The 22,850-nt window shown below is 62.2% G+C and carries 16 protein-coding genes and 3 pseudogenes; 13 read left to right on the forward strand and 6 right to left on the reverse strand.

All coding sequences use genetic code 11. From position 1 onward, the window contains the following. Window positions 1–283 precede the first annotated feature (283 nt). Genes ACZ1J6_RS22885 through ACZ1J6_RS22900 form a run of 4 tightly spaced genes read left to right on the forward strand, consistent with a single transcriptional unit; the run spans window position 284 to window position 6,517 of the window. The gene (locus ACZ1J6_RS22885) at window positions 284–3,043 is read left to right on the forward strand and encodes a TonB-dependent receptor (RefSeq protein WP_465128833.1); all 2,760 of its coding nucleotides are present in this window, start codon (window positions 284–286) and stop codon (window positions 3,041–3,043) included. A 23-nt stretch (window positions 3,044–3,066) separates the two neighbouring features. Continuing rightward, entirely contained in the window at window positions 3,067–3,606 is a 540-nt protein-coding gene (locus ACZ1J6_RS22890) for a DUF6250 domain-containing protein (protein ID WP_465128613.1), read from the forward strand. Next, on the forward strand, window positions 3,570–3,758 hold the full coding sequence (locus tag ACZ1J6_RS22895) for a DUF6250 domain-containing protein (RefSeq protein ID WP_465128614.1): 189 nt from the start codon (window positions 3,570–3,572) through the stop codon (window positions 3,756–3,758). Before ACZ1J6_RS22890 ends, ACZ1J6_RS22895 begins: the two co-directional genes overlap by 37 nt. A gap of 14 nt (window positions 3,759–3,772) precedes the next feature. Next, a complete protein-coding gene (locus tag ACZ1J6_RS22900) occupies window positions 3,773–6,517 on the forward strand; it encodes an exo-rhamnogalacturonan lyase family protein (RefSeq protein ID WP_465128615.1) in 2,745 nt (914 codons plus the stop codon). A 63-nt stretch (window positions 6,518–6,580) separates the two neighbouring features. On the opposite strand, the gene ACZ1J6_RS22905 is transcribed toward ACZ1J6_RS22900, so the two are convergent. The 4 genes and pseudogenes from ACZ1J6_RS22905 to ACZ1J6_RS22920 form a co-directional block, all read right to left on the reverse strand. Then, complete coding sequence (locus tag ACZ1J6_RS22905) at window positions 6,581–7,399, reverse strand: hypothetical protein (protein ID WP_465128616.1); 819 nt, start codon at window positions 7,397–7,399, stop codon at window positions 6,581–6,583. Continuing rightward, the gene (locus tag ACZ1J6_RS22910; protein WP_465128617.1) at window positions 7,393–8,406 is read right to left on the reverse strand and encodes a hypothetical protein; all 1,014 of its coding nucleotides are present in this window, start codon (window positions 8,404–8,406) and stop codon (window positions 7,393–7,395) included. The genes ACZ1J6_RS22905 and ACZ1J6_RS22910 overlap by 7 nt, the downstream gene beginning before the upstream one ends. Window positions 8,407–9,373: 967 nt before the next feature. Continuing rightward, window positions 9,374–9,713: pseudogene (locus ACZ1J6_RS22915) on the reverse strand (transposase); the annotation flags it as partial. Continuing rightward, window positions 9,706–10,238: pseudogene (locus tag ACZ1J6_RS22920) on the reverse strand (tyrosine-type recombinase/integrase); the annotation flags it as partial. The pseudogenes ACZ1J6_RS22915 and ACZ1J6_RS22920, both read right to left, overlap by 8 nt. A gap of 231 nt (window positions 10,239–10,469) precedes the next feature. On the opposite strand from ACZ1J6_RS22920, the gene ACZ1J6_RS22925 reads away from it, so the two are divergent. The 8 genes and pseudogenes from ACZ1J6_RS22925 to ACZ1J6_RS22960 all read left to right on the forward strand — a co-directional run bounded on the left by ACZ1J6_RS22925 (window position 10,470) and on the right by ACZ1J6_RS22960 (window position 20,238). Next, window positions 10,470–11,450: a dipeptide epimerase gene (locus ACZ1J6_RS22925; RefSeq protein ID WP_465128618.1), complete on the forward strand. Its 981-nt coding sequence runs from the start codon at window positions 10,470–10,472 to the stop codon at window positions 11,448–11,450. A gap of 91 nt (window positions 11,451–11,541) precedes the next feature. Beyond that, a complete protein-coding gene (locus ACZ1J6_RS22930) occupies window positions 11,542–12,219 on the forward strand; it encodes a helix-turn-helix domain-containing protein (RefSeq protein ID WP_465128619.1) in 678 nt (225 codons plus the stop codon). 337 nt (window positions 12,220–12,556) lie between these two features. Next, window positions 12,557–14,764: a TonB-dependent receptor gene (locus ACZ1J6_RS22935; RefSeq protein WP_465128620.1), complete on the forward strand. Its 2,208-nt coding sequence runs from the start codon at window positions 12,557–12,559 to the stop codon at window positions 14,762–14,764. A gap of 92 nt (window positions 14,765–14,856) precedes the next feature. Next, on the forward strand, window positions 14,857–16,161 hold the full coding sequence (locus ACZ1J6_RS22940) for an MFS transporter (RefSeq protein ID WP_465128621.1): 1,305 nt from the start codon (window positions 14,857–14,859) through the stop codon (window positions 16,159–16,161). 37 nt (window positions 16,162–16,198) lie between these two features. Further along, window positions 16,199–17,779 carry a serine hydrolase domain-containing protein gene (locus ACZ1J6_RS22945; RefSeq protein ID WP_465128622.1) on the forward strand — a complete coding sequence of 527 codons (1,581 nt, stop codon included), beginning with the start codon at window positions 16,199–16,201 and terminating at the stop codon, window positions 17,777–17,779. A 418-nt stretch (window positions 17,780–18,197) separates the two neighbouring features. After that, window positions 18,198–18,455: pseudogene (locus ACZ1J6_RS22950) on the forward strand (transposase); the annotation flags it as partial. Window positions 18,456–18,604: 149 nt separating this feature from the next. Beyond that, window positions 18,605–19,837 (forward strand): FAD-dependent oxidoreductase, encoded by a 1,233-nt coding sequence (locus ACZ1J6_RS22955; protein WP_465128623.1) that lies wholly within the window; start codon window positions 18,605–18,607, stop codon window positions 19,835–19,837. After that, on the forward strand, window positions 19,834–20,238 hold the full coding sequence (locus ACZ1J6_RS22960; RefSeq protein ID WP_465128624.1) for a thiol-disulfide oxidoreductase DCC family protein: 405 nt from the start codon (window positions 19,834–19,836) through the stop codon (window positions 20,236–20,238). Before ACZ1J6_RS22955 ends, ACZ1J6_RS22960 begins: the two co-directional genes overlap by 4 nt. Window positions 20,239–20,589: 351 nt before the next feature. On the opposite strand, the gene ACZ1J6_RS22965 is transcribed toward ACZ1J6_RS22960, so the two are convergent. Beyond that, window positions 20,590–21,630: a cupin domain-containing protein gene (locus tag ACZ1J6_RS22965; RefSeq protein ID WP_465128625.1), complete on the reverse strand. Its 1,041-nt coding sequence runs from the start codon at window positions 21,628–21,630 to the stop codon at window positions 20,590–20,592. 170 nt (window positions 21,631–21,800) lie between these two features. Between ACZ1J6_RS22965 and ACZ1J6_RS22970 the strand changes: the two genes are divergently transcribed. Beyond that, complete coding sequence (locus tag ACZ1J6_RS22970) at window positions 21,801–22,328, forward strand: Dps family protein (RefSeq protein WP_132269848.1); 528 nt, start codon at window positions 21,801–21,803, stop codon at window positions 22,326–22,328. A gap of 107 nt (window positions 22,329–22,435) precedes the next feature. Here the strand turns inward: ACZ1J6_RS22970 and ACZ1J6_RS22975 are convergent, their stop codons facing one another. Then, window positions 22,436–22,798 carry a response regulator transcription factor gene (locus tag ACZ1J6_RS22975; RefSeq protein WP_465128626.1) on the reverse strand — a complete coding sequence of 121 codons (363 nt, stop codon included), beginning with the start codon at window positions 22,796–22,798 and terminating at the stop codon, window positions 22,436–22,438. Window positions 22,799–22,850: the final 52 nt, after the last annotated feature.

Raw genomic sequence — 22,850 nt, forward strand, 5'->3', positions numbered from 1 at the left:
TGTCCCTTCGGGTCGTCTTCAGACTGCCGCTGGAACGGCTAGTGGGCAAAATCATACGCTTGGTACCCGCCGGAGAAACCGGACAAACCGGAGCGACAAGTTCGACAGGCGGTCGGCCACATTGTTGGGGCTTACGGCACTGGTCGGCGCGCCGAGCTCGTAAACTTTTCAGGGAAATAGCAAAACTTTATTGTCAACTAAATTGGTGGAGATTAGCCATGCTTTCCGCAGATTAGTCCGACAAAAAGGGGTGCGTGTTTTGAAACGTCTCACCGGAGCAGTTGTGCTCCTGCTCACCAGCACGTCCGCTTTGGCGCAGGAAGCGAATGTACAGAATTCCACAGAATCCCGCGAGGAAAGTCGCGAGAGCGCGGAGATTCTGGTCACTGGTATTCGTAAGAGCCTGGCAGATTCACTGGCGGTGAAGCGCGACTCTGCCCAAGTCGTTGACGCCATCTCGGCCGAGGATGTCGGTAAATTCCCCGACAAAAACATCGGCGAAGCGCTTCAGCGCGTGACCGGTGTGCAAATCACCCGAAGCGGCGGCGAAGGTTCGGCAATCACCATTCGCGGTGCAGATCCCTCGCTCAACCGCGTGGAGATCAACGGCCAGTCGGCGCTTTCCACCTCGATTGCGGCGGCAGCGGGGAACGGCAGCAACCGCGCGGTCGATTTCCGCGATCTGCCCGCCGAATTCGTCTCACGCCTCGAAGTGCTGAAGTCCGCAACGCCGGATATGACCGAAGGCGGACTTGGCGGGACCGTGCGCATCATCACCCGCCGCCCGTTCGACAGCAAGGATGGCTACCTCGCGGGCTCCGCTCAGGGGATCTACAACGAACTGGCGGACAAGGTCGACCCCAAGTTCGCACTGATCGGTTCCAAGCTCTTCGCCCATGACACCATCGGCGTGCTGCTTTCGGGCACGTACGAGAGTCGCACTATTCGCTACGATCAGGCTCGCACCACCGGTTGGCGACAGGTCGAGACCACACAGCCTGCGACGCCTGCCGCGCAGAACTGCCTTTCGGGTCGGAATCAGGCCCGCTGTGTCGATCTTGATGGTAGCGGTTTCGGTGATTTCTACCCCGACATCCCGCGCTACATCACCTCAACCGAACCGACCAAGCGCTATGCTCTGAACGGCATTATAGAATGGCGCCCGAGCGACGATTTTCGCGCCTACGTGGAAGGCACCTATACCCGCAGCGACACGACATCTGACGACCAATACCTGCAGCTCAGCACCACCCAGTCGGTGGCGAACGGCGGCATTGACCCCACCGGCGTCGTCATCCGCGACGAAACCGCGCAGACGGTGACCTTCGTCAACGGTTCCAACGCCGGCTCCGGCCCGAGCGTCAATTATCGCAGCGTGATCGGCAGCCTTAACCGGCGCACCTTCAACGGCATTCTTGGCGCCGAGTGGACCACCGGCAAGTTCAAGCTCTCGGCGCGCGGCACTTACGCGGCCTCGCGTGTCCTGAACGACGAGGTGGACGTCACCGCCTCGGTCTCCGGCAAGACCGCGCTGCCGTGGATCACGATCGACTACAACAACCCGCAGAACGCACCTAACATCATCCTGCCGATCGACACTACGACCACGCAGGGTATCAACAGCCTCGCGGTCGAGGCCCGCCCGCGCCTCAACAAGCAGCGCGAGACCGGCGCCAAGTTCGATGCCGAATACAAGCCCGACGAAAGCGGCGTCCTGACCTCGCTGAAGAGCGGCGTTGAGCTGAACCAGCTGGTCTCCAGCAGCCGCTTCCAGAACGCGGTCTATACGCTGAACGGCATCACCGGCCAGACCACGCTGACCCGCTCGGGCGTGACCGGCACCCAGGTCCTGGGCACGACGGCCCCGGCCGCACAGCTCACCAATATCCAGGACCTGTTGAACACCTACGGCGGCATGGGCGACGGCAGCTTCTTCAAGACCGGCGATCTCGGATTTTCCGGCATCGACCGGTGGTGGAACCTGGGCGACAATCTCGCCAAAGCCGTGGGCATTCCCGATCCCTACACCAGCATCTCGCCGCTCGACACCTACCGGGTTCGCGAGAGCACGATCGCGGGGTATTTCCAGGGTGCCTTCAAGGCCAATCTCGGCTTCGAGCTGACCGGCGTTGTCGGCGCGCGGCTCGTTCACACGCGCACCGTCTCAAGTGGTAGCCAGAGCACTGATGGCGTCATCACGCCCGCGCGGTACACCGGCGAATATACCGTATTGCTGCCCTCGCTGAACCTGCGCGCCGAAGTAATTCCCCGTAAGCTGGTGGTGCGCGCCACCGCATCTGATGTGCTGGCCCGCCCGGCACCGTCGCAGATGGCGCCCAACGTCAAGCTGGACTCGGTCGGCCTTACAGGATCACGTGGCAATCCGGCACTCAAGCCTTACCGCGCGTGGCAGTACGATCTCGGGTTTGAGTACTATATCTCGCGCACAAATTACGTGTCGATCACCGGCTTCCGCAAGGATATCAAGTCGTTCATCGACACTGCCAGCCAAGAGGAAGAGATCGACGGGCAGGTCTATACGATCAAGATGCCGATCAACGGCACCCAGCACGTCACCATCCAGGGCTTCGAGGCAGGCGCGCAGCTTGGGCTGGACTTCCTGCCGGGCCTGCTGGGCAATCTCGGTGTGACCGCGAACTACACGTTCAACACCGACAGCGGCTACGAAGGGAGGGACTACTTCACTGACGCTTCGCTGCCGTTCCCCGGTGTCTCCCGCAACAGCTACAACGCCTCGGTATTCTATGACGACGGGCACTTCGCCATTCGCGGGTCGTACAACTGGCGCAGCCGCTATCTGATCAACGCGGTCGATCGCGGCAACAACCCCTCGTTCGGCGAGGCCTTCGGTCAGTTCGACGCTTCGGCCAGCTACATCATCAACCCAAATGTCTCGGTGTTCCTGGAAGGCGTCAACCTCACCGATTCCACCCGGATCGAGAACGCCAACAGCGTCTATCGTCGCAACGTGATCGAGACCTATGGTCGCCGGATCTACTTCGGCGTGCGGGCCAAGCTGTGACGCAGCCGGGACTTTCCCGGCGCATGATGGTCGCGGGTCTGGCGGGAGCCTATCTCCTGCCGGCTCCGACTTTCGGGCGAAACAAAGGTCGCCGCCTGTTCACGGACACGTTCCGCCATGGCCTGGGTCAGTGGCGGATCGAGGCTGAGGCCCCCGCGCACGTCTCGGCGGAACGGGATGTGCTCGATATCGAGGCGCCTGCCGGGCTCACGCTCTGGTTCCTGCCGCGCCTCGAAGGCCGGATCGCCATCGAATACGAGGCGCAGGCCGTCTCGGCAGGCGGTGCGAACGACCGGGTAAGCGATCTCAACTGCTTCTGGATGGCGCAGGATCGAGCGGCTCCGGAGGGAAATGCGATCGCACGCCCGCGCTCGGGGAAGTTTGAGGACTACGACGATCTCGAAACCTACTACGTCGGTCTCGGCGGCAATGGCAATTCGACCACCCGCTTGCGCCGCTATGTCGGAAAGCCCGGCGTGCGGCCTTTGCTGCCTGAAAACGACCGGCGCGGCGCGGCGCGGCGGACATGCTGGTCGCCAACCGCTGGCAGCGCATTCGCCTGATCGCTGACGGCGCCCGGATCGGCTTCTTCCGCGACGACCGGCAACTCTTCGCTTTCGAAGACCCCGCGCCGCTGACGAGCGGCCATTTCGCCCTGCGAACCACTGCCAGCCATCTGCGCCTGCGCAATTTCGCCGTCTCCCGCCTCGCTTGAACTCAGGAATTTCCATGCCTCGCCCGATGCCCTGCTCACGTCGCGCCCTCCTGCGCGCCGGTCTTCTCGGCGGTGCCGCCATCTCTCTGCCGGGCCGCGTTCTCGCCGGGTCATCTCCGGCAGCGGGCAGCGACTTGCACTGGCTCGATGGCGCCGAACCTGCCTGGGATGGCGGGCAGAGCTTCGGCATGCCCTGGCCGCGCGGCGCCGTGCGCCATGTCGACCGCCTCGCCGCACATGCCGGAAACATAGCCCTGCCGATACAGAGCTGGCCGCTCGCCTACTGGCCCGACGGTTCGGTCAAGTGGAGCGGCCATGCCCTTGCCGCCGGAAAACATGCGGTGAACCGGGTGACGATCGCTGCAGGGCAACCTGCCACCCCGGCCGCCGCCCCAGCCGACTGCGTCACCGTCGACCAGCGCGCCGAAGCCATCGAGGTGAACGTCGGCCTCACGCGCTGGCGCGTTCCCCGGCAAGGTAGCGCCGTGATTGCCTCTGCCGAACGCGGCGGCCGCGTGCTGCTGCGCGATGTCTTACTAGTCGCCCGCGCGCAGGATGCCGCTTCAGCCGAGGAAGCGGACACGCTTTCCCAGCGCCGCTTCACCAGTAGGATCGAGAGCGTCACCGTCGAGCAATCCGGCCCGGTCCGCGCGGTGCTGAAAATCGACGGCACCCACGCAGGCGCTGCGCGCTCTTGGCTGCCGTTCAGCCTGCGCCTCTATTTCACCAGCGGCAGCGACGCGGTGCGGATCGTCCATAGCTTCATCTGGGACGGCGATTCCGCCCATGATTTCCTCTCCGGTCTGGGCATCCAGGCCACCGTACCGATGCGCGGGGAGCTGCATGACCGTCACGTCCGCCTCGCGACCGAGACCGGCCTGTTCTCCGAAGCCGTGCGTCCTCTGACCGGCCTGCGCCGCGATCCCGGCGAAGCGTTCCGGCAGGCGCAGATCGATGGCCGCGCCGTGCCCGATGTGGCCACCCTGCCCGAAAAGTTCGCGCCGCTGCTGGAAAGCATCCCCGCCTGGGGCGACTTCCGTCTCTTCCAAGGCACGTCGGAAGGCTTCGTGGTGACCAAGCGCACCGCGAAAGGCCGCGCTTCGATCCAGTCGATTGAGGGCCACCGCGCACGCGGACTGGCCTATGTCGGCTCCCCTCAGGGCGGCGCGGCGATCGGCATGGCGGACTTCTGGAAGCGTCATCCCGTCCAGCTCGACATTGTCGGGGCGAGCGGCGACGAGGCCCAGCTCACCGCATGGCTCTGGGCGCCCGATGCCCCGGCCATGGACATGCGCTCCTACCGCGGCGTTCTGGGCATGACCGACTACCCCGCGCAGAACCGGGGCCTCGACGTGACTTACGAGGACTACGAGCCGGGCTGGGATTCCGTACAGGGCATCGCACGCACTAACGAACTCTGGGTCTGGGCGCTGCCCGCGACGCCCGACGCGACCGAACTGGAAAGCTACGCCGCCCATGTCGCCCGCCCGCCACGCCTTCAGGCGAGCCCCGCGCAGATCCGCGCCGCCGGAGTGTTCGGAGACTGGGCACTGCCCATCGCCAGAGGCCCGGCGGCCGAGGCCGTGGAGCGCCAGAACGACCTCCTGCTGGGCCATTACCAGGGCGAGATCGAGCGTCGCCATTGGTACGGTTTCTGGAATCACGGCGACGTCATGCACACTTACGATGCCGACCGGCACCAATGGCGCTACGACATCGGCGGCTATGCTTGGGACAACAGCGAACTCTCGACCGACCTCTGGCTCTGGTACAGCTATTTGCGCACGGGCCGCGCCGACCTGTTCCGCATGGCCGAGGCGATGACGCGCCACACAGGTGAGGTCGACGTCTATCACGCCGGGCCATGGGCCGGGCTCGGAACCCGCCACGGCGTCCAACACTGGAGCGACAGTTCAAAACAGCCCCGCGTCTCCAACGCCGCCTATCGCCGCATCTATTACTACCTCACCGGCGACGAGCGCGTCGGCGACCTGATGCGAGCGCTTGTCCATTCCGACCGTGCGCTCCAGAAAGTCGATATCGGCCGCAAGGTGGCTGATCGCGCGCTGGAATCGCTGCCACCCGGCGGCATCGCGGCCGTCACGAAGCCGCAGGGCCTGCCCGAAGGCGTGATCCAGCTCCAGTTCGGCACCAGCTGGGGCAGCCTTGTTGCCGCGTGGTTCACCGAGTGGGAGCGTACCGGAGACGGCCGCTGGCGCGACCGCATCGTAGCAGGCATGGACAGCATCGTCAGTTTGCCGCGGCAGTGGTGGGCCGGCGGCGCGAATTTCGACCTCGCAAGCGGCCGCTTCGTGTCAGGCGGTGATCAGATCAGCGTCAGCCACCTCAATGCCGTGTTCGGCGTGGTCGAGATCATGGCCGAAGTCCTGCCGTTGATCGACGCGCCCCGCTACCGCGCAGTGTGGGTCGACTACTGCGCTTGGTACAACGCTCCCGCCGCCGATTGGCAGCGCCGCTTTGGAGAGCCTCCGCGCGGACACAACTTGCGACAGGCCCATTCGCGCCTCACCGCCTATGCTGCGCATGCGCTTGGCGATGCAGCCTTGGCGGAACGGGCGTGGCGGGAATTCCACGAAGGAGAATTTCCCGACACAGTGAGGGAACGGCGGGTCGGGGAGGGGCAAGTCGAGATAGATGGCCTTTCTACCAATAGTGCCGCACAATGGGGGTTGGCGGCTATTCAAAACCTGGCCCTTTTATCGCCGAGTGTTGTCGAGGCGATGGAGCACGGCGGGTAGCGGGGCTGCTGGTTTCCTAGAGCCCCCACACCGCGGAGTGCCTCCATCATTTCTGCGAAACCGTTACCGCTGAATGGTCCCACCGGCATAGGCATTTCCTGGTAATGCATCGACCGGGTAGTCACCTCTCGGGGGTCGACGGTGGTTCAGTCGATCGATCACGATGTCTTTCGTCATCGCAATACCGAACTGCTTGAGCTCGAAATCGTCCTGCGCGGCCAATCCTTCGACAAAGGCCTGCATGTCGGCCCTGATCGTATCCGGGAGATCATATCGTGCCTCCGGGCTCAGAAGCTGCAACATGCGCGCGACATCGTTGCGGTGCTTCTTCACATCACGGCTATCAACCTTTTCTCCCTCCGCCTGACGGCGGCTAAGATCGATCCAGGCGCGCGCCTTGAAGGGAATGATGCCGACTTCGTCCAAGACCGGAATGCCGTCCAGGGGCCGGGTCATCGTCTTGAGGAAAGCATAGTAATCCTCGTCCAGCAGGATCGCGGACAGGCTGGCCGCTTCCTCGGCAATGGGGATCGGCGTCAGGTGACTGCCGGGGGCCAGGTCGAAGCCATCCGGGACATTGGAGAATAGTTCCAGCATCGCGGGATAGCCTTCGGTTGCGGGTTTGGCGAAGCGATACAATATCCGCTCCCCTTCACCGCGCTGCTGGATTTCATAGGCACCCGCCTCTACAAAAGCCATGAAGGCCTCGGAAAACGCGGGATCGAGCGCCTCGACGATCAGCACGATATCCAAATCCCTGGTCGCGCGAAAATCGAGGCCGGCATCGTCCATGATCAATTCGCATGCCGCGCCGCCGATCAGGACATATTGATGTTCATGTTCAGCAAAATGGGCACGGAAGCGATCGACGCCAGTTACCATTCAAAGGGCTCCAGAAGTTGCTCGGCTGCCTGCGCGATCCGTTCGTCAGGGTCATGCCTCGTGCTCAGATACAGCGAGATCCGGTCAGCTGTTCCGTCCTCGCTCAGAAGCTGCGGATCATAGGCCCAGGTCTGAACCTCCTGGCTGCGCTCGTCATGATCCCAGCTGCTCTCAAGCTCGCAATCCTTGGCGATACGCTTCCAGGCGAATGCCGGCACGGCGCGGCATATGATCTTCGGCTCTGCCAGCATGGTATAGCGCGCAAGCGCGCTCTCGCCGGCCAGGACCGTGAGATCTTCTGGCAAGTCGCCTATGACGGAGCGGGATTTGCGCACCGGGGATTGCAGCAGATCTTCGACGGCGCGCCATAGCTGCGCACCATCCATGCGCAAGCGCAGGCGGCGCTGACGACCGACATGATGCCGTTGCGCCAGTTTTAACGCTTCCAGTTCATCGACGGCACGGCTGATGCTCATGATCGCGACACGATAGCGATCGGCAAGCTGGGTCATGTTGGCGTCGTTGATCTCATGACCCAGCAAGGCGGCCAGCACCAGAACCTGCGCTGTCGGCGACAATTGCTCGGATGGCGCGGCAGGTTGGCTGGAATAGACTTCGCGCAGGTCGAGAAGCGCCTCGGGTACATAGAATTGAGTACCCGGGGAGATGAAGGCCACGCGCTTTTCAACGAGGCGGCGGCGCAGCGCTGCGGTCACGCCTTCGAGGACCAGCACCAGCAGGCTGCTGTCGAGACGTCGCCGTATCTGGTCGCGATGTTTCAGATATTCCTCTACACCGCCGATCGAGCCATTTTGCGGAAGAATGAAGATGGCTGGGCCATCCAGCAGTTCTCCCGTCCAGAGGCTGTATCGATCCAACAGGTAGTGGGGCAAACCCAGCGGCTTAACGGGAACGAGGTGAAGTTGAACACCAAAGGCTTCACGGGCATAGGCCTCCGTTGCGCTTGCAAGCGCGCGCAACTGCGTATCTGGAAGCTCATCTAACATTAAATCGCCTATCTAACATCAATGGTGTTAAATATTTACCCTAGTGTTAGAAAGCCCGATATCGGGCGCGTATGCATAGGAGGTGGCTCTCGACCGGCTAGTTACCAAGGGCCTGGAAAGTAGGCGCAGTACTGCGGAACTGCCGCTCCATCGTCGCAGGGGGCAATCGAACCCAGGATGGGTCGGCCCGGGAGGGGGATGATCGGACTGGCTAGTTTCAACCGAGACCGATTTGCATACCCATACTTAGGCTGCGTCGGCCCGACCGATCCGATCTTCAGTGATACGGTCGAGGCCATTGCGGATAGCCAGCCCGACGATGACTCGCAGGCGTGTCACCGCATTCTCATGGGCATGCAGATAGGCGGCTTGACGCTCGCGGAGGCATCAGCGGATTCCTTGTCCAGGGAGAAGTCGGAGCTCCTGATCCCTTCATGGATCGGCATAATCCGAGCCTCGTTGCCGCGACCTTCGATGCGATATTCAGGACTGGAATGAAGCGGATCGGAGACCGACGACGTAATGCTGATGTATAGACCGTGGAATCATGTAAGCGCATATGTCTGGTCTACAATTTCCACGACCATATCGCCGCGCAATGCGGTCCAGGGCTTGTAGATAGTCGTGTGACAGCAGCCGATTGTGAAGCCAATAATCGTGGTCGATATCCACCTTTGGAAGGTCGCGGCTCCAGGGGGAATGGCCGGAGCGAAGACTGAAGGGCGCATGGAGAAAGGCGCCGAGGTTCGAGGGAAGCCGTCCATAAATGGCTGCATATTCTTCGGTCATCGCCCCCGCGCACGCGCTGTGGTGCACGAGCCGATGTTCTCCGGGGTCCCGGGGCAGCCGGGAGGCACGTGGAGGCGGTTCGCAGAGCGCCGCACCACGCAGCAGGAAGGTGAAGCGCGTGCGGGGTGTTGCCCAGCGCGTTGAGGCGCGGACCTGTAGAAGATCAAGCCATGCCGGGTCATGGCGCGGGTATCCGGATGGGCATGGTGGGTGGCGGCGGAGCGCGAGGTTGGCGCCAGCGGGGAAAGGCTTCGATGACGAGCATGTGCCCGCCGCAGCAGGGGCATGGCGGCCGATAGTCTTGCGTCTGCTCGGGCGGTGGTTCGCTCGGCGTGGCAACGTGGAGAAGGTGGCGGGCCAGGCCAAGCCAAGCCAAGCATGGCCTTGCGTGTGGAGCCGGCGAGCAGGCCGTAATGGCGGATGCGATGGAAGCCTCAAGGCAGGACGTGCGTCAGGAAGCAGCGGATGAACTCGTGGGTCGCGAGCGTCATCACGCGCTGACGTTCGGGGCGGCGATAGCATGGCGTTGCGATCGCGCGCGCCCTTGCCCTGTTCAACCCGGATCAACATGCGCTCGCTATCGATATCGTCGACCTAGAGATGGGCGACCTCAGAAACGCGCAGGCCTGCACCATAGGGAACGCCAAGCGCGGCTTTGTACTTGATGCCAGGTGCCGCTTCGAGCAACTGGGAGGCCTCCTCGACGCTGAGGACTTCGCGCATCTTGTCCGGGCGGCGTGTCGCGACCAGCGCGCGCGCCAGGTCTTAGCGCCGGGGCGTGACGGTGTAAAAGAAGCGCAGCGACGACACCGCGCCATTGATGGTGCCGGCGTCGGCGCCGCTCTCGCGCTGGTGGATCTGGAAATTACGCAGATCCTCGGCCGTTGCCATATCGGGCGGCGACCGAGGTAGGCCGCGAAACGCCGCACGTGCCTGATTTTCCGGTCCGGTCTACGTAGCAGCAGGCCGCGCATCATCATCATATCGTGCAGCATGCGCTGACGCCGCGGAGTGACGGCGGCTTCGGTCGATGGCGTAGGCATAGCAGGTTCCTCTCTTCGAAGGGAACTCCATGCTGGGACTACGACCATAGCCTACTGAAAATCCTACTCTACTCCGCGACGTCGCCCACGCGACCCGCCCGCGCGAGCGGATTCGTCCTACTCGGCGCGGGCATAACGTAAGAGCGATTGGAGATTTGCAAAAACAGATTTGCTTCAAATGCAAAATATGCTTCCATATTGCTCAATATGCAAAATATGGAGCGATGCGGCATGAAAATTTCGGCCCGAAAGAGGTTCATTGGGCTCGATCAGCCTTTCCGGGTCGCATTCGGCACGATTTCCGGGCTCGATGTGGTCGAGGTCGAAGCTTCCGACTGCGGAGTGATCGGGCGCGGAGAGTGTTGCCCGATGAGCATCTATAACCAGGATGCGGACTCGACGTTGGCCGAGATCGAGGCGATTGCCCCCCTGCTGGAAAACGGAGAATTGGATCGGCTGACCCTGCAGAGCGCTATGCCGGGGCGGTCGGCACGAAACGCGCTAGATTGCGCCCTGTGGGATCTGGAGGCGAAGAGATCGGGGCGCTCGGTTTGGGAAAACGCCGGGTTGCGTGCCCCGAGCAAGATTACTTCCGATGTCACCATCGGCATCATGGCGCCCGAGGCGACCGCCAAATTCGCGGCGACGCTTCGAGGCGCGTCGATGATCAAGCTGAAACTGGGCGGCGAAGCCGATCTGGAATGCGTGGCGGCTGTCCGTTCGGTGCTGCCTGATATTCCACTGTTCGTCGACGTCAACGCCGGATGGACGCTGGAGCGGCTGAACGCAATGGCTCCCCGCCTTGCCGATGCGGGGGTGTTCATGATCGAGCAGCCGTTGCCGCCGCAGGACGATCGTCTGCTCGACGAATACAATCGTGCCGTCAGGCTTTGCGCGGACGAATCCTGTCACGATCGCACTGACCTGGACCGGCTGGTTGACCGGTACGAATACGTCAACATCAAGCTGGACAAGACCGGCGGCCTTACCGAAGGCCTGGCGTTAGCCGATGCGGCACGGGCCAGAGGATTCCGCTTGATGGTGGGATGCATGCTGGGTTCCGGGCTGGCGATGGCGCCGGCCTATGTGGTCGCATCGCTTTGCGAAGTCGTCGATCTCGACGTGCCGCTCATCGTCAAGGACCGCGCTGATGCCGGCGTGCATCACGACGGCCGGTGCCTGCATCGCTTCACCCCCGAACTGTGGGGCTGATCGCCGCTGCTCCGATCTAGCCAAGCCCCGAGGCAGGGATTAACAGGCATACATGAACATCGTCAAAGACGGGCGCAGGCAGGCGGGCGAAATGCCGGACACGATCGGCGCATTGCTGCGTACCCTTCGAAAGCGACGGAAAATGACGCTTGAGCGTCTGTCCGAACTGACCGGCATATCGGTATCGTCGCTTTCGCGGATCGAGAATACCCAGCTGGGGTTGACGATCGAGAAGGTGGAGCTGCTTGCCAAGGCGCTTGAAATCGCGCCCGAGGATCTGGTCGCCCGCAAGGCCGCCCCGGATCGCGGTGGCGTTGATGGGGGCGGTGGCAAGAGCCCGCGCAGGATCAACGATCGGCGCCTTGCCGTCGATCGCGAGCGGACGCGCGGCAGCAAGGCAAGCAGCTACCGCGAACTTAATCTCAAGCATCTTTTCGAGCCCGACAGCAGCCGTGCGCTGGATTGCATGCAGGTCGCGATAGAATCGATCAGCATCTGGGAATCCGAGTTCGTGCGCCATCCCGGCGAAAAGATCATCTACGTACTGCGCGGCGACGTTCTGATATATTGCGAGGGGCATGCGCCGCTCGTTCTGGAAACCGGTGATGCGCTCTTCATGGATGGATCCATGTGGCACAGTACCGTCGCCGCACATGGCCCTCCGGCGGAGCTTCTGGTTACTTATTATCACGGCCCCGATGCAGACCAAGGGCTCTTCGAAACGCAGGTTTTCACGCCCGAAAGCTGGGCTGCGCTTCAAACCAACTGATCCTTTTCGGCCACAAGGCGGAGAAATAGCGCCAAGCTCTAGCTACCATCGTGCGCTTTCATAATTTGCTTGAAATGCAAGTTTGAAACATATATTGCACTTAGTGCAAAATATGTGGACAGGGCAGGCGCATTATGGCGCAATGGGGTTTCACGGTCGGTAGGGCAGAAACGCGGGGCAGCAGAACGGTCCGACCGTTCGGATCTGCCGTATCGAACTTCCCCCGACTTTACAGCGTCGCAGCCGGGGGTGACGACCGCATTCCCGAACGTTCCCGCGCCCACGCCGATCGAAATGCGGCGCAATCCGCCGTGCTTGCCAAACAAGGGGTATTCGCATGAGGACAATTTCGAGAGGCAATCTGCGACTTCTGCTCGTCGCCGGTACGGCGCTATCCTACATCCCTTCCGCATCCGCGCAGGATGCCAATTCTGGTGCATCCAACGGCGCATATCCGGGCGAGATCGTTGTTACCGCGCAAAAGCGCGCCGAACGCCTGATCGATACGCCCCAGTCGATCACTGCGCTTTCCTCGGATGACATATCGCGGATTGCCGCGCGGCAGTTTGTCGACTTCGCCAATACGGTTCCCGGGCTTCAATATACCTCGCAAGGCGCAGGTACGTCGCAGATCAGCATGCGCGGGGTTACCAGCGGTGCGGATGTGTCATCGACGGTCGGCATCTATGTCGACGAAGTGCCCTATGGTTCAAGTTCGGCATTCGCCAACGGCCCGCGCCGTGCGCTCGATGCCGGGCTTTTCGATATCGACCGTGTCGAAGTGCTGCGCGGACCGCAGGGCACTCTTTATGGCGCCAGTTCTATGGGCGGCGTTCTCAAGTATGTGATGGCCAAGCCGTCGCTGACCGAATTCGAGGCCAAGGCGCAGGCGGGCATCTCGACGACAGCGCATGGCGCAACCAGCTACGATGCGTCGGCCGTGGTCAATGCTCCGCTCGCCGCCGATAAAGCGGCAGTACGGGCGAGCGGCTACTATTCGCGTGACGGCGGCTACTTCGACAATGCCATGACCGGCGAAAAAAATGTCGATCGCGGCAAAGTCTATGGCGGAAGGATCGATGCGCTGTTCACGCCGGTTGAGGATCTGTCGATCCGGCTCACCGGCTTTGCGCAGAATATCCGGCGCGAGGGCGGCAGCTATGCCAATATCGGGCTGGATGGCGTGCCGGTTGCCGGATATCTCGACCAGGTGCATCCGCTGGATGAGCCTTTCCGGTCGAACTTCCGCCTTGGCAGCGCAACCATCGACTACGATTTTGGCGGCGCATCGCTGACGTCGGTGACCAGTTATCAGGAGAACAAGACGTACGCGTCGACCGACGGATCGGCCGTCTATGCGCCGTATCTCCAGATACTGGCCAATATCCCCGCCGAAGCGGTGGCGATCAACGAACTGGCAAGGACCCGCAAATTCGCGCAGGAAATCCGCCTGGCTTCGCCGACGGGCCGAACTTTCGAATGGCTGATCGGCGGATTCTACACGCGCGAAAAGAGCCTCTTGCAGCAGGTTGCCGATACATACGGCGCAGGCCTTGTTCCCATGCCGGAGGTGAACGCGGTAACGGCCGAGATTGACAGCACTTACGAGGAATATGCTGCCTTTGGAAACCTCACCTGGCACCTGACCGATGCTTTCGATGTCAGCGGCGGCATCCGTTATGCGCACAACCGGCAGAAATTCACGCAGGACGCCTCGGGCATCTTCGTCGTATCGGCGCCGGGGTCGAGTTCCAGCGAAAGCGTCGTCACCTATCTGGCCAACGCCCGCTACCGCTTCAGCCGCAACGTGACGGCCTATGCCCGTTTCGCTACGGGCTATCGACCGGGCGGCCCGAACTTCCGCGTAATAGACCCGACCACCGGGGAACCGTCGCCCGCCACTTTCGATTCGGATTCGCTGGATAGCTACGAACTGGGCATAAAGGCGGAGACTGCCGATCACAGCTTCGGCCTGGATCTGTCAGGCTATTACATCGACTGGAAGGATATCCAGCTTCTCAGCCCGGTTGCCGGCGTTAGCAATTTCACCAACGGGCCGGGCGCGCATATCAAGGGTGCCGAACTGGCGCTGACCGCACGTCCGGGGCCGGGCTTCGTCGCGGCGGCGAATTTTGCCTACAACGACGGTTATCTGACGCAGGACGTGCCGCTGCTCGGCGCCCGCAAGGGAGAACGCTTGCCGAATACGCCGCATTTCACGGCCGCGCTTAATGCCGACTATGTCCTGCCCGACAGCGATCTCAAGCCGGGGCTGGGCGCGACGTTGCGCTTTGCTTCCGACAGCACGGCAAGCTTCGACGCCAGCCCGGCGTTGCGGCAGTACGACGTGCCCGATTACGTAACCCTCGATCTGCGCGCGAGTATGGCCTTGGGACCCGTCGATGCGCAGATATATGTCCGCAATCTGTTCGATACACGGGGCCAACTGGCCGCGCAGACGGTCCTGTCCCAACTGGGTGGTCCCGCGCAAGTGCTGATCCTGCGGCCCCGCACGGTCGGACTGCAACTTAGCGCGCACTTCTAGGACCCACTCGCGAGACTGCCGGCGGTGGGGCGGCACCGCCGCACCTGCGGTTGATAGCCATCGTTCCCCGCGAGCCTTTCGAGGAAACGTGCATGTCTGCAGAGTTCAGCCAGACGGACTACCCCAGCCTAGCGAAGGCGCGCCGTTCGCAGGCCATTATCGTCGCCATCGCCTTCTTCACGGCTATGGACATCTACGTGATTTCGCTCCTGGTCGAACCAATCAAACATGAGCTTGGATTGACCGACATCGAGGTAGGTCTTGCCAACACCACTGTCCTCTATGGGGCCTATGCACTGTTCTGCATTCCTATGGGGCTGCTGGCGGACCGTTCGGACAGGGTGCGGATGATGGCGGCGGCGATGCTGCTATGGTGTCTTGGCCTGGTGCTCACTGCGCTTTCCAAGGGGGTATGGCTGCTGGTCGCTAGCAAGGCGGTGCTCGGGATCGCTAACGCAATCACGTTGCCCACGGCCATGTCGTTGCTTGCCGACTACTTTGCACCGGAACGACGGGCAATGGCGACGACCTCCTATGGCATCGGCCAGGGTATCGGTCAGGCCGGGGCGATCTTCTTCGGCGGTTTCGGTCTGGGCGCGCTGACCCATTTGGCTGCCAGTGGATCTCAGCTACTCTTTGGGTTTACTCCCTGGCGGCTGGTGTCGCTGGGCTTCGCCGCCGCAGGGCTGTTGCTCATTCCGGCGATCCTCTCACTCCGCGAACCGGATCGCATGGAAGTTCGGCGAGAAGGTGGCGGCAGCATCCGTGAACTGTGGGCGTACCGCCGTTTTCTTGTTCCGCTGCTTGCAGGAACGACGTTCCTCTCAGGGATGTCTACCGGGGTGGTAAGTTGGATGGCGCCGGCGCTCACGCGCATTTACGGTCAACAACCCGGCGATTTTGCCGGGTGGTTCGGCACGGTTTCGCTCATCTCGGTGCTGGTAGGAATGGTCGTGGGAGGCAGGTTGAGCGAGTATTTTCGCCACCGCGAAGGGCAGGGCAGTGTTATGCGACCGGCAGCCTTTGCAGCAGCCGCATGTGCGCCGGCCTCTTTTGTCGCGATGATGCCGAACCTCGTCTGGTTCGCCGTGGCGGCCATCTGCTTTACCGTTGCTTTCGCGGTCGCGATCACCATTCCGATGGTCGCCATAAGCTTCACGATTCCCAATGAGTTGCGGGGCGTCGTAATGGGCTTCTATGTCGTAACGGTTTCGCTGGGCGGTGCCTTTGCGGCGCCGCTTGTCGCCATGGCCAGCGCGGCGTTCGGCGGCGATGCGATGCTGGGCCATGGCATGGCGGCGGTGGGCGCTCCCTTCGCACTGATGGCTTCGGCCTGTTTCTGGTGGGCCTCTCGCGGAAGGAAATTTTCTGCGCAGCCAGTGCCTGCCGCAGCCTAGATGCCGCATCCGCAACCTCGTATCAGGGACAGAGCATATGACCCAAGGAACCGTTGCAACGCATTTCGAGGAAGCCCAGATTGATGCGATTTTCGCATCAATCGACCAATGCAGTCAGCCCGGCGCGGCGGTCGGTATCGCGATAAACGGCGTCCCCGTCTATCGCCGTGGCTTTGGCCTTGCCCATATGGAATTGCCGGTGGTTCTGGGGCCGGCCATGCGCATGCGGATCGGATCGACGACCAAGCATTTCACGGCGCTGGCGTATCTTCTCCTGTGCGAGGAGGGGAGCGCATCGCTCGACGATCCGATCGGTAAGCACGTCAATGAAATCAACGCTGCCAGCCGCCTAGTCACGATGCGCCAGTTGATGGGGCATACTTCGGGCATTCGCGATGCGATGACGGTGTCGATGCTGACCAATGGCGCGCTCACGAAAGTGACCGACGCGGATATCCTGGCCTACTACCGAACGATCGAGGACGTGGATTTCACGCCGGGAACGAGTTGGAGCTACAACAACGGCGGCTACGTCCTCCTGACCGCCGCGATCGAGCGGATCACTGGTGAGACGCTCGATACGGTGCTGCGAAAGCGGATATTTGAACCCGTGGGAATGTACGACACGATGCTCCGACGCTGGGACGACGGTTTCGTGCCCAACAGCGCCGCGCTGCATTTCCGCGCGACGGATGGTCGCTTCACGCGTGACTACATGGGTTCTGAAGTGAGCGGTGCCGGCGGCGTGGTCTCGACGATGGACGACATGTTGCGTTGGTTGAGGCATATGGACGCACCCCGTGTGGGATCCGCTGAAAGCTGGCGGCTGCTGAAAGAACCTCACCGTCTGGCGAACGGCACGTCCACGGGTTACGGTCTGGGGCTGGTCATCGGGAACTACCGCGGTGTCGAGACGATCTGTCACGCAGGCGGCGTGATAGCTGGTAACTCGCAGATGATCAAAGTGCCCGCCGCCGGGCTCGATATCTCGATCGCGGTGAACCGCGCCGATGTGAACGCTGCCGACCTTGCCAACAGGATTATCGACGCCTGCACTGAGGGACTTGATCCGGTGGTCGACATACCTTTCGAAAAATTGGACGGTGTCTTCGTGTCCCCCGCTGATGGACGCGTGATCGAACTGCAGTCCCTTGGGGAAATGCAGTTGATGGGGATAGATGGCGCGCCCGGTCTTCCGGTGACTGCGGATGAGGGAGGTAACCTGCGGCTTCCTGAGATCATGTCCTTCATCCGCCAGTCGGCAAGGAGTGAGGGGAGGTATCTGGTTTTTACCGATTTCGGCAATGAGGATCGGCTCGTTCCGGTTACGCCGAAACCGGATGCTCACGTCGGCGACCGGGTGGGACACTTCGCGGCGCCTTCCGCGGCGGCAACCGCAGCGATTATCGAAGAGGGCGACGTCTATCGCTTGAAAATCGAGGGGCGCCATGGACGGGCAGAATATGGCTTGTCTCCGATCACCGACACGACATGGAAGGCGGCGTCTCTGGGACCATTCGCAATGCTGGGCGGAATTTTGACTTTCGCCGACGATCGGTGCGGATTCGAGTTCGCGGCCGGGCGGATGAAAGGGATGCGCTTTACCCGCCTGCAATGAGCAGGCGGGCGGAAGGAGGAGCGCGGTGTCCCTAGTTCCTCCTTCCATTCGCGCAGTCTGTTTTTTTACGGCGAGCCTACAACAATTCACATCGCTCATCCGCGGATACCGTAGGGTTCAACGCCGAAAGAGACGGGCTTCGCAGACCACATCGTGACCGTATATAGGTTTCCAGAGGATGTTTGGTGAAAGACTGACCGCTTTTGCGCGGGCATTCTTTGACCGGTAACGGGGGGTGTGCCAGCGGAAATTCTCGGTGGGGCAGGCGTTATTGGCAGCTCGTCGCCCCATTGTCGACATTACTTACTGCGCGCCGGGATCGTGTCCCAGGACGTGGAGTAGCTGAAGGCTGAGGTGGTCACCGTGATTTTCGGGTAGGTTTGGTTTGCGAAGCTCAGACCTGACGGAAGGAATCACGATGACCGATCCGATGATGGACTTGCGTTCGCTCGTAGCAAAGGCCCGGGATGCAGATATTCTGCGCGAGATGATCTCGTTTGCCGCCGAGCGGCTGATGGAGACGGAGGTCGGCAACCTGGCCGGAGGCGGCCACGGCGAGAAATCTGCGACGAGGCTGGTCCAGCGCAACGGCTACCGTGAGCGCGACTGGCAGACGCGCGCCGGGACAGTTGAACTGCGCATCCCCAGGCTCAGGCAGGAAAGCTACTTCCCGGCTTCCTCGGTGGTCCCTTTCGGAGCGCTCAAATCCTCTCGCTCGGACATTTCATGGCCCCGGCCCGCTGGGCGCCGAACATCGCGGGCTTCTACGCGGCCATTTAAGCTCGCCCTATTGGACCGATCTCCATCATGGGCTAGGCAGCAGGGATGCGGGGGCTGAACATCGCGATTGCCGGCTGTGGGCCGTGCGGGCTGGCTGCAGCGCTGCTGCTTCACGAGGCGGGGCATCATGTCACCCTGTTCGAGCGGTTCGAGAAGCCCCAGCCTATCGGTTCCGGACTGATGATCCAGCCCACGGGGATGGCGGTTCTCGCCAAGCTCGGCCTGCTGGACGCAGTCCTGGTACGCGGCGCGCGCATCGATAAGTTGTTCGGCATGGCGGGCAAGCGGGTCGTGCTCGACGTGGAATATGCCTCGCTGGGCCGTCGGGACGCTTTCGGCATAGGGATACACCGCGCCAGTTTGTTTGCGGTTCTGCACGAGGCCGTGCTGCGGTCAGGCATTCCATTGCATTGCGGGCGCACACTGGTGGGAACTACGCTGCTGGGAACGAAACGTGCGTTGCGGTTTGCCGATGGACAGAAAAGCGATCGCTATGATCTCGTCGTGGACGCGCTCGGCACGCGGACACCACTCGCTCCGCCGGCGGGCCGGGAACTGGCATATGGAGCGCTATGGGCCAGCCTCTACTGGCCTGGGGGTGCCGGCTTCGATCCCCACGCCCTTGCGCAGCGTTACGATCGGGCAAGCATCATGGCCGGCGTTCTGCCCATCGGGACACCGCCCGGGGCAACCGTGCCCAAGGCAGCTTTCTTCTGGTCGCTCCGGGCAGACCGGCTGGACGACTGGCGCGAGGCTGGACTAACCGCCTGGAAGGCGCGGGTCGGCGCACTCTGGCCTGATTGCGCGGCGCTGCTCGACCAGATCACCGATCCAAGCCAGTTGACCTTCGCGCGTTATGCGCATCGCACCCTGGCTTCGCCGGCCGAACCGGCGCTCGTCCATATCGGCGATGCGTGGCATTCCGCCAGTCCGCAGCTGGGGCAAGGCGCCAACATGGCGCTACTCGATGCCTGGGCGCTGGCCCACAGTCTGGACCATGCGCGCAGCGTCGACGAGGGTGTTCGGCAGGGCATCCGGCTACGCCGTCGCCACGTTCTCACTTATCAATGGCTCACTGCGCTGTTCACCCCCGTCTATCAGTCCGACAGCCGCCTGCTGCCGCTGATCCGCGACCGGATTGTCGGCCCTCTATCCAAGCTATGGCCGGCCACCGCCATACAGGCATCGATGGTGAGCGGACTGGTCGGAAATCCGCTGCGACCGTTGGGGCTGGAGGGCGAGCGTCAGATGGCTCGACCCGTCGTGGAAGCGGCATGACCGCCGCTTCCGGACCTATCATCGTTTTCGACGCGATGTGCGTGCTCTGCTCCGCCAATGCCGCCTTCGTGCTGCGGCATGACAGGGCCGGGCGTTTCCGGCTGGCGTCGATGCAGGGTGAGGCCGGATTCGCGCTCTATCGCCGGTTCGGGATCGACCCGGCGAATCCGGAAACACTGATCGTCGTCGAGGGCGACAATCTCTTGCGGGACAGCGATGCGGTGTTGGCCATATGGGCGGGCCTCGATCGTCCTTGGAACGCCCTGGCGGCGCTGCGGATCGTACCGCGCAAGTTGCGTGATCCCATCTATCGCTGGGTGGCGCGGCATCGCTACCGCTTGTTCGGAAAGAGGTCCGCATGCTGGATACCGACGGCCGAGCACGCGGCTCGCATCCTGTGACACGCATCCTGCTCCTTGGCAGGGATGGCGGCCTCCTTGCGGCCGGTGCCATACTGGCGGGCGGCTAAGATCGTCTTTCATCGAGCGTTCGCCAGTTGACAACTGACAATGACGTTTCAGTTATGGGCAATCGGCGCATAAGTTAGTTTGAGTCTTGAGACCTGCCGCCCGATACCTGTTTCAATGATCGGCACACAAGCTGTCTCAGACATCTGCAGAATGCTCCGGCAAGCCGTGCCCCAAACATAAGCGGGGCAGCCTGCGGCAGCGGTGGCATCCAGATTGGAACGATCGTCCTGGGCAGGATATCGGCCGCCGTTGCATTCTCGTTCGGCGCGAAAAGGGACTTACTCACGACGGCCGATCCAGAGGATTCACGCGTTCCACGATGAGCGGATCATCAACTGTCGAAGGCAGTGTTGGAAGGGAGCCGGTTGTCACTCCGAACGTCGCGGCGAGAACTTCGCGCGAGATCGAAGACGTCGATGTGCGGTAGCCGATGTCCCCGGGCATCGGCTGGTCGAAGAAGACCAGAAAATGAATTTCCTCATCGCCAATTACCTCGATCTGATGAGGATAGGAACGTGGGATGAAATAAGCATCGCCCGCCTGCAGTTCGTAAGTGTCCACGCTGCCGTCCGGGTCCAGGATAGACATCCGCGCGCGGCCCTTGTGGACGTAGCCCATCTCCGCCGTGTTGGGGTGCCAGTGCGGCTCGCGCATGCCGTTTTCGGGGATCAGGATCGAATACATCGCCAAGTTCTTCAGAGCCGGCCAGAATTGTGAGCGCGCAACGCGCGCTGTGCCGTAGGGATGGTCGATCGGCGGAGTTTCGCTGGCGATGCCGAACTTGTGAGGATCCGGAAACGCCGCGCTTGCGGGCACCTTGGCAGGGCCGTTCCGGTGAACCAGCAGCGCGGACGAGGTATCGCGCTTGAGCGCTGCGAAGTCGGAAGAGGGCAGGGTGAACGTGTTGCCCAGGACTGCGTCGGTCATTGCCCCCAAGGCGCCATGCAGCGAGAACTCCTCGGGTCGTTCGTGGCTGAAGACGATGATAAGTTCGGCATCGACGTCGCCGACGTTCTCGATCGTGTGGAGCGAGCCGACGGTGATGTAAAACATCTCTCCCGCAGAGATCGTGAAAGCGCCGAAAACGTCGCCGGTATCGAGCACCGAGACCAGCAGGTCGCCCGATAGGCAGCACGCCAATTCATCGGCATTGGCGTGCCAGTGCGGCTCGCGGATCGCGCCGGGCGCCAGGACCAGGCGGCGCATCGACATGCCCTTCAGGATGGGAAAATCTTCGCCGTCCGCCCCTCGTACCGATCCGAGGCTGCCTTCGTAGCTTGGCGGTGTGGTGATCAGCGAACGGACATGGCGGGATGCGGTCATGGAACGGGTCCTTTCGGAGAAGTCGAACGCGTTCAAAAGCTATGGACTGGCATGCGCCGCGCCTATCCATACCAAGATATGCAAACCTTGGTGTGGATAGGCGGCGATGACGAGACGCGTAATTCTAGGGCATCGGACGGCGCTGTGCCGCCCCGACCTGGAGAAGCACGATGACCACTGACACCACCACCGTCTCGATCGCCGACCGGTTTCTTGGCACGCCGACCGATCTTGGGACCGACGCGACGCGTGACATTTCGGCCGGGCTGGCCGGGCTGCTCGCCGACGTGTTTGCACTCTACCTCAAGACCAAGAACTTTCACTGGCACATGAGCGGCCCGAACTTTCGGGACTATCATCTGCTGCTGGACGACCAGGGCGACCAGATTTTTGCCATGACGGATCCGATGGCCGAGCGCGCCCGCAAGATTGGCGGCACCACCATCCGCTCGATATCGGACATCGCCGCTCGCCAGCGCATCCTCGACAACAATGCGGCTTATGTGGAGCCCAAGGACATGCTCGCCGAACTGCACGGCGACAACAAGCAGCTGGTGGCCGAGATGCGCCGGGTCCATGAACTGTGCGACGAGTATTCCGACGTCGCCACCGCAAGCCTGCTCGAAGTGTGGATCGACGAAACCGAACGCCGCAGCTGGTTCCTGTACGAAAGCTGCCGTGGCCACGCTATCCGCTGAGGGATCGAGCGGCGCTCCATCCCCAGGGGCGCCGCCGTGCAAAGAAGTCCGTACCTGACTACAAGACGAGAAAGGCGCTACCTCGCGGTGGCGCCTTCCTTTTTTGTTCAGCGGATTGCCGCCTCGATGGCGTCGAGCAGTGAATCCGGATCGACCGGCTTGGTCAGGAATGCCCGCGCGCCGGCGCCCATCGCCTGTCTTCTGGCGGCATCGGTCGGAAAAGCAGTCATGACGATCAGTGGCACGGCCCAGCCGCGCCGCTGCATCTCGGCCTGCAGTTCGAGACCTGTCATTTCCGGCATGTGCAGGTCGGTCACGATGCACGCCAGAGCCTCATCTCCCGCTGCCAGCAATTCGCCGGCGCTGGCGAAGCTGCACGGGGTCATGCCGGTCGATCTTACAAGGCTGTCTATACTCCCTCGAACGCCGGGGTCGTCATCCACGATGGCGATGATGGGGGAAGCGGGCACGCACATTTCTCCTGGTTCACATCCCCCAGATGGGCCTGCACCGTGTGCCGCG

It is taken from the genome of Novosphingobium sp. BL-S-21 (genome assembly GCF_055521655.1).

Coding starts and splice junctions, on each gene's coding strand:
- ACZ1J6_RS22890 (WP_465128613.1), top strand. CDS start 3,067: ATGATGGTCGCGGGTCTGGCGGGAGCCTATCTCCTGCCGGCTCCGACT.
- ACZ1J6_RS22895 (WP_465128614.1), top strand. CDS start 3,570: ATGCTGGTCGCCAACCGCTGGCAGCGCATTCGCCTGATCGCTGACGGC.
- ACZ1J6_RS22900 (WP_465128615.1), top strand. CDS start 3,773: ATGCCTCGCCCGATGCCCTGCTCACGTCGCGCCCTCCTGCGCGCCGGT.
- ACZ1J6_RS22905 (WP_465128616.1), bottom strand. CDS start 7,399: ATGGTAACTGGCGTCGATCGCTTCCGTGCCCATTTTGCTGAACATGAA.
- ACZ1J6_RS22910 (WP_465128617.1), bottom strand. CDS start 8,406: ATGTTAGATGAGCTTCCAGATACGCAGTTGCGCGCGCTTGCAAGCGCA.
- ACZ1J6_RS22925 (WP_465128618.1), top strand. CDS start 10,470: ATGAAAATTTCGGCCCGAAAGAGGTTCATTGGGCTCGATCAGCCTTTC.
- ACZ1J6_RS22930 (WP_465128619.1), top strand. CDS start 11,542: ATGCCGGACACGATCGGCGCATTGCTGCGTACCCTTCGAAAGCGACGG.
- ACZ1J6_RS22935 (WP_465128620.1), top strand. CDS start 12,557: ATGAGGACAATTTCGAGAGGCAATCTGCGACTTCTGCTCGTCGCCGGT.
- ACZ1J6_RS22940 (WP_465128621.1), top strand. CDS start 14,857: ATGTCTGCAGAGTTCAGCCAGACGGACTACCCCAGCCTAGCGAAGGCG.
- ACZ1J6_RS22945 (WP_465128622.1), top strand. CDS start 16,199: ATGACCCAAGGAACCGTTGCAACGCATTTCGAGGAAGCCCAGATTGAT.
- ACZ1J6_RS22955 (WP_465128623.1), top strand. CDS start 18,605: ATGCGGGGGCTGAACATCGCGATTGCCGGCTGTGGGCCGTGCGGGCTG.
- ACZ1J6_RS22960 (WP_465128624.1), top strand. CDS start 19,834: ATGACCGCCGCTTCCGGACCTATCATCGTTTTCGACGCGATGTGCGTG.
- ACZ1J6_RS22965 (WP_465128625.1), bottom strand. CDS start 21,630: ATGACCGCATCCCGCCATGTCCGTTCGCTGATCACCACACCGCCAAGC.
- ACZ1J6_RS22970 (WP_132269848.1), top strand. CDS start 21,801: ATGACCACTGACACCACCACCGTCTCGATCGCCGACCGGTTTCTTGGC.